At 30.8% G+C, this 753-nt stretch carries 1 protein-coding gene and 1 pseudogene; both read right to left on the bottom strand.

The genetic code is table 11. The features are described from left to right. On the bottom strand, window positions 1–460 hold a 460-nt coding region (locus tag IDG60_RS18015), incomplete at its 3' end, for a HoxN/HupN/NixA family nickel/cobalt transporter (protein WP_481906108.1). A 161-nt stretch (window positions 461–621) separates the two neighbouring features. Further along, window positions 622–753 (bottom strand): annotated as a pseudogene (locus tag IDG60_RS18020) (DNA-binding protein); the annotation flags it as partial.

A 753-nucleotide genomic window follows, 5' to 3' on the forward strand; every position in this document is an offset into this window, starting at 1 on the left:
GTTCACGACGTAATTTAGCGAACAAGTTAATTAAAGAGATTAAAATAATTAGATTCAACACACCGATAAGCACTAAAAAGAAACCTGAAACTAGTGTACCAATCGTTCCACCAATATCTTGGAAATGTGGTAATTCATCTTTAGCCCATTTTACAGATATCCCTAAAAAAACAGCCATTAAAAATACAACAGATGAATGTCCAATTGAAAAATAGAAACCCACACCAGATGGATCTTTGCGTTGTTGTAATAATTTACGAACGGTATTGTCTATCGCGGCGATATGATCTGCATCAAATGCATGACGCAAACCTAATGTGTATGCAAGAATCCCCATACCAAATAAGATATGATGGTCTTTTCCAGCAATCCATAAAAAACTAAACCCAATAATGTGTAACAAAATGACAATAGCTATGTATGGTAACCAGCTTAAGCGCTCATTTTTAAAAACAGTCAAAATATATCCTTCTTTCATAACATGATATTTAATCATACTGTATGTTCAATGTGCACTCTAGTAAAAAGCATTCATATAACAAAAATATTATGCAAAATTATTTGTTTTATTAACATATATATGTAATTACGATAGTTTTTAGCGTTATAGATTATGAGTCATTAAGCAACAACAATGTAAGATGTCACTTTGCTTAACTTGGCATCCTTTTTATGATTTTCAAATTCAAAAAAATGAGCAAAATGAATCTCTTTACCAGTTTTTAATATTTCAATACCATGCATGGAACCTAA

The organism is Staphylococcus sp. EG-SA-2, from assembly GCF_017152085.1.